This is a genomic window from Aeromonas media, assembly GCF_000819985.1.
In the GTDB taxonomy this organism is placed as follows: domain Bacteria; phylum Pseudomonadota; class Gammaproteobacteria; order Enterobacterales; family Aeromonadaceae; genus Aeromonas; species Aeromonas media.
On sequence record NZ_CDBZ01000038.1, the window covers coordinates 376 to 8,316 of the forward strand.

At 62.8% G+C, this 7,941-nt stretch carries 10 protein-coding genes; all 10 read right to left on the reverse strand.

The window, feature by feature from the left end; genetic code table 11:
- Nucleotides 1–364 (reverse strand): heme exporter protein CcmB (ccmB, locus tag BN1127_RS03170; protein WP_042648454.1); only part of this gene is annotated, 364 nt, incomplete at its 3' end.
- 2 nt (nt 365–366) lie between these two features.
- Complete coding sequence (gene ccmA, locus BN1127_RS03175; protein WP_042648455.1) at nt 367–1,002, reverse strand: cytochrome c biogenesis heme-transporting ATPase CcmA; 636 nt, start codon at nt 1,000–1,002, stop codon at nt 367–369.
- A gap of 221 nt (nt 1,003–1,223) precedes the next feature.
- Nucleotides 1,224–1,610, reverse strand: a complete 387-nt coding sequence (locus tag BN1127_RS03180; protein WP_042648456.1) for a DUF2802 domain-containing protein — start codon at nt 1,608–1,610, stop codon at nt 1,224–1,226.
- 94 nt (nt 1,611–1,704) lie between these two features.
- The gene (locus tag BN1127_RS03185; RefSeq protein WP_005333026.1) at nt 1,705–2,193 is read right to left on the reverse strand and encodes a chemotaxis protein CheW; all 489 of its coding nucleotides are present in this window, start codon (nt 2,191–2,193) and stop codon (nt 1,705–1,707) included.
- A gap of 69 nt (nt 2,194–2,262) precedes the next feature.
- Nucleotides 2,263–3,129, reverse strand: a complete 867-nt coding sequence (locus tag BN1127_RS03190) for a chemotaxis protein CheW (RefSeq protein ID WP_042648457.1) — start codon at nt 3,127–3,129, stop codon at nt 2,263–2,265.
- Nucleotides 3,126–3,920, reverse strand: a complete 795-nt coding sequence (locus tag BN1127_RS03195) for a ParA family protein (RefSeq protein ID WP_042648458.1) — start codon at nt 3,918–3,920, stop codon at nt 3,126–3,128. Before BN1127_RS03195 ends, BN1127_RS03190 begins: the two co-directional genes overlap by 4 nt.
- A gap of 4 nt (nt 3,921–3,924) precedes the next feature.
- Nucleotides 3,925–4,833 carry a flagellar motor protein MotB gene (locus tag BN1127_RS03200; protein ID WP_042648459.1) on the reverse strand — a complete coding sequence of 303 codons (909 nt, stop codon included), beginning with the start codon at nt 4,831–4,833 and terminating at the stop codon, nt 3,925–3,927.
- Nucleotides 4,834–4,835: 2 nt separating this feature from the next.
- Complete coding sequence (locus tag BN1127_RS03205) at nt 4,836–5,573, reverse strand: flagellar motor protein (protein ID WP_042648460.1); 738 nt, start codon at nt 5,571–5,573, stop codon at nt 4,836–4,838.
- A 2-nt stretch (nt 5,574–5,575) separates the two neighbouring features.
- Complete coding sequence (locus tag BN1127_RS03210; protein WP_042648461.1) at nt 5,576–6,691, reverse strand: protein-glutamate methylesterase/protein-glutamine glutaminase; 1,116 nt, start codon at nt 6,689–6,691, stop codon at nt 5,576–5,578.
- A 31-nt stretch (nt 6,692–6,722) separates the two neighbouring features.
- On the reverse strand, nt 6,723–7,941 hold a 1,219-nt coding region (locus BN1127_RS03215), incomplete at its 5' end, for a chemotaxis protein CheA (protein ID WP_042648462.1).

Genomic DNA, 7,941 nt, shown 5'->3' on the forward strand with positions numbered 1-7,941 from the left:
AGAGCAGGATGGCGAGCAGCGGGGAGACCAGCAGCAGCGGCAGGCCGGTCAGCAACCAGTGAGCGATCACTTTCGCCAGCGCCAGCAACCCGAGGGGATGGGGCATCAGCATCATCTGCTCCAGGGCGCCGTCGCTGAAATCATCGCGAAACAGCCGCTCCAGGGAGAGCATGGCAGCCAGCAGGGCCGCCACCCAGATGATACCGGGGGCAATGCGGGCCAGCAGCTGGGGCTCGGGCCCGATGCCGAGCGGAAACAGGGTGATGACGATGAGGAAGAACCAGAGCGGATTGAAGATGTCGGCACGCTGGCGCAGGGCCATCAGCAACTCGCGGTGAATAAGGTGGATTACGGCGCGCAGCATGGCTACTCCTGCAACAACGAGGTCAGCGACAGTGTCTTCAGGCGCCCCTGCATCAGGGTCAAGTCCTGATGGGTGGTGAGAACCACCATGCCGCCGCGATCCGCGTGAGTCAGGAACAGCCGCTCCAGCACCTTGACCCCCTGCTTGTCGATGGCGGTAAAGGGCTCGTCGAGGATCCAGAGCGCCGGGCGCTCCGACAGCCAGAGCCTGGCCAGCGCCACCCGCCGCTGCTGCCCGGCCGAGAGCTGGCCCGCGGGATAATCCTCGAAACCGGCGAGGCCGACCTGGGCCAGCACCTGCCAGAGATCCACGTCGCCCTCGGCCGTGCCGTGCAGCTTCTGATAGAAGGAGAGGTTCTCGAGGGGGGTCAGGGTCGCCTTGACGCCGGGCTGATGGCCCAGGTAGAGCAGGCTGGCATGGTACTCATCCCGGCAATGGCGGATGTTCTCCCCGTTCCAGCACACCTCCCCCGCGAAGGGTTGGGAGAGGCCGGTCAGCAGACGGAGCAGGCTGGTCTTGCCCACCCCGTTGGGGCCTTCAATCTGCATCAGATCGCCCGAACGCACCGCGAAGGAGAGATGTTCAAACAGGGTGCGATCTTCACGCACGCAGCTCAGATTGTTGGCTTGAAGCAGCATGGGGATGTAATCGTTGAAAATGAGGCGGCCTGCATCTTAACACAGGATCCGGAGGCGTCTTTTCAAAGATGCCAATAATCAACAGGATTTGTGGGGGAGATCGCGCACCGGCAGAAGAAGATGTGGCAGGGGGAAACTGGAGTGACCAGGCACGGGCAGAGGGAGGGGTGGCAGGGAAGAGCGGGGCGGCCAGTGCCTCCCCTCTCGATCTGAAGCAGGGGTCAGGTGCGCCCCTTGCGCAGGGAGATCAGCAACTCGGCTTCGGCCTGGGGCAACTCGCATTCGCTCATCACCTCGTCGAGATCGGCGCCAAGCTCCACCATCTTGGCGGCGCGGCTGTAGAGGCGGCGCTCCGGATCCTGCAGGGTCAACTCCTGCTGGCTATCCTGGATCTTCTGCATGGCCCCTTCGGCGGATTGCAGGCGCTGACCCATGCCGATGGCACCGGTATGCAGCTCCATCATCTGCTTGCGCAGACTCTCGAGTTGCCCCTGCAGCGTCTCCATCCTGGCCTCGGACTCTCGCTGACGGCGGCGGTGACCCAGAATACCGTAGAGGGCCAGCACCAGCGCCAACAAGGACAACCCCAAGGCTGCTAATTCAATCATCAAACTGTCACCTTCCTCATCACAGGGTCCCGCTCGGCGTCAAGGTGCCGCGGGCAAATCCGGGACCGCTGTTGTATCACTTTTTGACGCGCCGTTACAGGGAGCCGATATCGTCCCACTCTTCGTCGGAGAGCAGCTTGTTGAGATCCACCAGGATCAGCAGCTGACCGTCGCGGTTGCTCACACCCTGGATGAACTTGGCGCTCTCCTCGGTGCCCACTGCCGGGGCAGCGTCGATCTCGGAGGAGCGCAGATAGACCACCTCGGCCACGCTGTCCACCATGATGCCGATCACCTGCTTCTCCGCCTCAATGATGACGATGCGCGAATTCTCGCTCACATCCCCGGCGGGCAGGCCGAAGCGGGAGCGAGTGTCGATGACGGTCACCACGTTGCCACGCAGGTTGATGATGCCCAGCACATAGTCTGGCGCACCCGGTACCGGGGCTATCTCGGTGTAGCGCAACACCTCCTGGACCTGCATCACGTTGATGCCATAGGTCTCGTTTTCCAACTGGAAGGTCACCCACTGCAGCACTTCGTCCTCGGCCAGATTCTGTGCAATATTGCGCTTCTCTGTCATCTTCTTGATCCTTGTATGAACCCGTCAACGGGTAAAATTAGCAATAAAACCATGGCGGTGCCGATGTTGTCAGCGGCCTTCAATGTTCACGCCTCGGCCAAGGAGCACCAAGAGCTCCCTGACGTGCAGCAGGGCACACATCTTCTCCTTGACCATGCCCGCCAGCCAGGGGCGTTTCCCCTCCTGATGGCGCCACTTCACCTGATCCCGATGCAGCAGTTCGGTGCCCTTCAACTGATGACAAGCCAGTCCCCAGGGTGATTCCCCCAGCATAATCAGATATTTGTACTCGTCTATCTCCAGATGCTGGCCCGGCATGACCCACTGGGCCGTGTCGACCACGTTCATCTTCTGCTCCCGGGAGGTCATGATCCCCTTGTACCAGCCCGGCTGGCCGAACAGGGAGGTCACCTCCCCCAGCTGGTGAATGCCGCCGAGCTCGGTCAGGGGTACCGCGAAGGTCACCCCGGCCACGTCGAAGAAGAGCGCCTGAAACTCGTTGCCGGTATCCAGGTTTTCCCAGGCCGCAGGGGCAGGCTCAGGTTCCGCCGCCAGCGCGGGTTCGGCCAGTGCCAGGGCGACGGGCTCGGCGATCACCGGGATCACCTCGGGCGTCACCAAGGCCACCTCGACTGGCTCGGGCTCCGCCTCGACCTCGAGCTGGAAGGGCTCGACATGCACCTCCTCATGGCTCAGGACATCCATCTCATCCTGCACCTGGCTCACCTGGGCGAGCAGCTCGCTCAGTTGCGCCAGTCGGTTGTCGGTTTCGAGATAGGGCGCCGCAACCACCTCGGGCAAGGGGGCAGGCTGAGGCTGTAACTGCAGCACAGGGGCCGGCGGCTCGTCGTCCGGTCCTTCCCGCAGCAGGGCGTCATCGAGCAGCAGGGAGTGGAAATAGTCATCCATGGCCCGAACCTGGGTGGTCTCTCTCATGGCTTCACCTCCTGGGTCCGTTGACGCTCCAGCGCATCGAGATGGTTGAGCAGGGTCTCGTAGGCATAGGTGCCACGGCTGCCCGGTGCATAGATGGACGGGGGGATGTGCAGCAGGCTGGCATCCCGGAATTTGGTGTCGATGGGAATGACCGCATTCCACACCGCCTCCCCATACTGCTCCTTGATGGATTGCAGCGTCATCAGCGACGCCCGGGTACGCTTGTCGAACATGGTCGGGATCACGGTATAGCGGAACTTGTCCCGCTTGGATCGCTGCATGATCTCGAAGGTCTTCATCATCCGCTCCAGCCCCTTCAAGGCCAAAAACTCGGTCTGCACCGGCACCAGGATGCGATCGCAGGCCGCCAGCGCGTTGACCATCATCACCCCCAGCACCGGCGGGCAGTCGATGAGCACATAGTCATACTGATCCTGCACCCTGAGCAGGGCACGCTTGAGCACCAGCCCCATGCCTTCCCGGTTGCCCATGACCCTGTCCAGGGTCGCCAGCGTGATGGAGGCAGGCAGCAGGTGGATGTTCTCGAACTTGGTCTTGAGGGTCATCCGGTTGACCAGCTCGGCACTGGGCTTGGCCGCCTGGAACAGCTCGTAGAGGGTGCCCTCCAGCCGGTCCGAGTCAAAATCAAAATAAGAGGTCAGGGAGGCATGGGGATCGGTGTCGATCAGCAGTACCCGCTGGCCACGCTGGGCCAGAATGCCCGCCAGGGAGACGACCGTGGTGGTTTTACCGACTCCACCCTTCTGATTGGCAACCGTCCAAACAATCACTGTATCAATCCTGCCTTGTTGTTATGCGTATGCCACCACCGGGCAGCGTCACCACTCTGACGTTCTCGCTGTCGACGCTCTGTGGCGCGGCCGATGCCGGCGTCGCCGTCAGGGGTTTGGCGGGGGACGCCGGCACCCAGGCGAATCTGGAGATGGCGACCACGACCTTGCGATTCTGTAATCGCCCCTGCTCGCTGCCGTTGTCGGCGAAGGGGGAGAACTCCCCATAGGCCTCATAGGCGAGCCGCTCGGGGGCGATGCCCTTGACCACCAGGGCGCCGAGCACAGCCTCGGCGCGGGCGGCAGACAGGGTCCAGTTGGAGCGAAACATTTCGTTGTTGATCGGCTGGTTATCCGTGTAACCCCGCACCCTGACATAGTTATCGACCGGTTTCAGAATACCTGAAAGCGTATCGAGCACCGGGGCCGCATTGCTCCCCAGAAAGGCGCTGCCGCTGCGAAACAGCAGGCCGGAACTCAGCTCCACCGTCAGCCAGTTGTCATCCTTCGCCAGCTTGACCACGCCGGCCTCCACCAGGGCGCCCATGGCCTCCTGCAACTGCAGATCGATCGTGGCAAGGGCCGTGCCATCTTGCTGGATCGGGGTACCCGTGATAGGAGCGAGCGAAGGCGACGGGGAGGCCTGGCTCTCCAGCAGAGAAGACGCCGCCGACACCGGATGGTTAAGCAGGGAGTTGCCCTGCCCCTCCAGCAAGCCGTCGCTACGCGGAACCTGGTTGAATGCCTGGGTCATGCCCTCGATGACGGCGCGGTACTGCTCCTTGTTGACGATGGCTACGGAGTAGAGCACCACGAAGAGGGCGAAGATGAGCGTCATGTAATCGGCATAGGAGACCAGCCAGCGATCGAGATGTTCTCGCCCTTGCAGGTGCAAACGATAGCGCTTGCGCATGGCTATTCCCCTTTCAGATACGCCCGTAGCCGCCGTTCAACCTGCTGGCCATTCTCCCCGTGGGCGATGGCCAGCAACCCTTCCAGCGTCATCTCCTGATAGAGACCGTGGTGGTAGTGGAATGCCCGCAGGCGATTCGCTATCGGCAGATAGAGGAGGTTGGCAAAGCCCACCCCGTAGATGGTCGCGACGAAGGCGATGGCGATGCCGGCGCCCAGGGTGCCCGGCTCTTCCAGGTGAAACATGGCCTGGATGAGGCCTATCACGGCCCCTATGATGCCTATGGTCGGGCTGTAGCCCCCCATGGCCTCGAACACCCTGGCAGCGTGTTCGTTGCGCTCCTGTTCGATGTCGATATCCGCCTCCAGCAGGCGGCGGATATCGTCGATGGAGACCCCGTCCACTATCATGGTGAGGCCCTGGCGGGTGAAGGGATCGCTCTCCTCTTCGGCCTGGTTCTCCAGCGCCAGCAACCCCTGCTGGCGCGCAAACTGGGCCCAAGCCTGCAGGCGTTCGGCCTGTTGCACCAGATCCCGCTGTGGCGGAAACAGCATCCAGCGGGCTTGGGCGAGTGCGGCCAGCATGTACTTGCGGGGCGTCTGCAGGATGACGGCACCCCAGGTGCCCCCGACCACGATGACGAAGGCCGGGCCATCCAGCAGGGTCAGCAGGCTGCCACCGTGCCACCACTGGGCGACGGCCACGGCAGCCAGCGCCAGCACCAGGCCGAACATGCCCATGGTCAGCGACCCAACTCGACCAGGATGCGCTGGGCAACCCTGTCCAGCGGCAGGGATTCGCTGGCGATGCCCGCCTTGGCAACCGCCTGGGGCATGCCGTAGACCACGCAGGAGGCTTCATCCTGCGCCCAGATGGTGGCGCCCTGATCCTTGAGCAGACGCGCCCCGTCCCTGCCATCGGCCCCCATGCCGGTCAACACGATGGCGAGCACCTTGTCGCCGTAGATTTTGGCGGCCGAGGCGAAGGTGATGTCGACACAGGGCTTGTAGTTGACCTTGTCATTGCCCTCGATGATGCGAAGACGAGCACCGGGCCCACGCCCTTCCAGCAGCATCTGCTTGCCACCGGGGGCGAGATAGGCGTGACCAGGCCTCAGCACGTCACCGTCCTCTGCCTCCTTGACCCCGATCTGGCACAAGCCGTTGAGACGAGCGGCGAAGGCCGCGGTGAAGGTGGCCGGCATATGCTGGATTAACAAAATCGGATGGGGGAAATCTCCCGGCAGCTTGGTCAGCACGTTCTGCAGCGCCACCGGACCGCCGGTGGAGGTGCCGATGGCCACCAACTGATAGCTCTTGCCGCTGCGCTTGAAGCTGGCGGGGGCTGCGGCGGCGCGGACCGGTTCTGGCTGGCGCTCAAGAGGACGTGCCAGGGCAGCACCGAGGGCGGGACGCACCGCGGGCTCCGGCGCCCGGGGTCTGGTGGCCGCCATCAGGAAGCGCTTGCGGGCAATCTCCCTGACGCGCTGTTGCAGCAGCTTGACCGCCTCATCCTTGTCACGGGCGATGTCTTCAAACTTCTTGGGCAGAAAATCGAGGGCGCCGGCATCCAGTGCATCCAGGGTCGCCTTGGCCCCCTCATGGGTCAGCGAGGAGAACATCAATATGGGGGTCGGACACTTGGCCATGATCTCGCGCACGGCGCTGATGCCGTCTAGCACCGGCATTTCGATGTCCATGGTGATGACGTCAGGCCGCAACTGCAGCGCCTTGTCTACCGCTTCCCGGCCGTTCTGGGCCGTGTCGATCACCGTCATCAGAGGGTCCTGATTGATGATCTCGCTGACCCGGCGACGGAAGAAACTCGAATCGTCGACCACTAATACCTTGACTGCCATTGTTATTCTTTTAACTCCTTGAGCCAGCCGCTCAGTGGCGGCGGGCATAAGCCTTGAGCAGGCTGGGCACGTCCAGGATGAGGGCGATGCCGCCATCGCTGGTGATGGTGGCGCCGGCCATGCCGGGGGTCCCTTGCAGCAGATTGTCCAGAGGCTTGATCACCACCTCTTCCTGACCGATGAGGTTGTCCACCACGAAGCCCACCTGCTGGGTGCCGATCTGGACGATGACCACATGGCCTGTGTCCTGACGGGCCGTCTTGCCGGCACCACGGACCAGCCACTTGTGCAGGTAGAACAGCGGGATCGCCTTGTCGCGCACTATGATGGTGAGCTGGCCGTCCACCACGTTGGCCTTCTTCAGATCCAGGTGGAAGATTTCGTTCACGCAGCCCAGCGGCAGGGCAAAGGTCTGTTCACCCACTTCCACCATCAGGGTCGGCAGTATGGCCAGGGTCAGGGGCACCTTGATCTCGAGGCGGGTGCCCTTGCCCCAGGTCGAATCGATGTGCACCGAGCCATTGAGGCTGACGATGCTGGTTTTCACCACATCCATGCCGACGCCACGGCCGGAGATGTCGGAGATCTCGGACTTGGTGGAGAAACCGGGGGCGAAGATCAGGTTGTAGGCATCGTTGTCGCTCATGCGCGCCGCGCTGTCGGCATCGAGCACACCACGGCTGATGGCGATGGCTTTGAGCTTCTCCGGATCCATGCCAGCGCCGTCATCTTCGATGCAGAGCAGGATATGGTCACCCTGCTGGGAGGCGCTCAGGGTGATGGTGCCCTGACGGGGCTTGCCCGCCTTTTCCCGCACGTCTGGCATCTCGACCCCGTGATCGCAGGAGTTGCGCACCAGGTGAACCAGGGGATCGGCCAGGGCCTCTACCAGGTTCTTGTCGAGATCCGTCTCTTCACCCACCATCACCAGCTCGATATCTTTCTTGAGGGTGCGGGCGAGATCGCGCACGACGCGAGGGAAGCGGCCGAAGACTTTCTTGATAGGTTGCATGCGGGTCTTCATGACCGCGCCCTGCAGATCAGCGGTCACCACATCCAGGTTGGCCACCGCCTTGGACATCTCTTCGTCATTGCTGGCGATGCCGAGGCTCACCAGGCGGTTTCGCACCAGCACTAGTTCCCCCACCATGTTCATGATGACGTCCAGGGTCTTGGTATCCACCCGCACCGTGGTGTCGTTTTGCACCGCACTGCTCTCGGGGGCCGCCTGCTTGGCAGGGGCGGGTGCC